The organism is Stenotrophomonas sp. AS012628, from assembly GCF_010608305.1.
GTDB lineage: Bacteria > Pseudomonadota > Gammaproteobacteria > Xanthomonadales > Xanthomonadaceae > Stenotrophomonas > Stenotrophomonas geniculata.
Genome location: NZ_VMBJ01000307.1, coordinates 1 through 216, shown reverse-complemented (window position 1 = coordinate 216; position 216 = coordinate 1). Strand labels below are relative to the sequence as shown.

The following is a 216-nucleotide window of genomic DNA, read 5'->3' as shown; positions in this document are numbered from 1 at the left end:
CTCCAGACCGAACACCCAGGAGCTGGTCTGCCAGCGATAGCCGAGCTGGCCACCCAGGACGACGCCGGTCGCATTGTGACAGCCTTCGCTTGCGCCCAAAACCGTCGAGGTCCAGCACGAACGGCTCGATCCCCACCCGGCATTCGCGCCGAGATAGAAGCCGCTCCAGTCATAGGCGGCGGCCAGCGGCACCGGGGCGTAGGGCCGCCCGAGATC

Annotated in this window: 1 protein-coding gene; it reads right to left on the bottom strand. The window is 68.1% G+C overall.

Translation table 11 applies throughout. The features are described from left to right. On the bottom strand, positions 1-216 hold a 216-nt coding region (locus G5A07_RS22040), incomplete at both ends, for a hypothetical protein (RefSeq protein ID WP_223107909.1).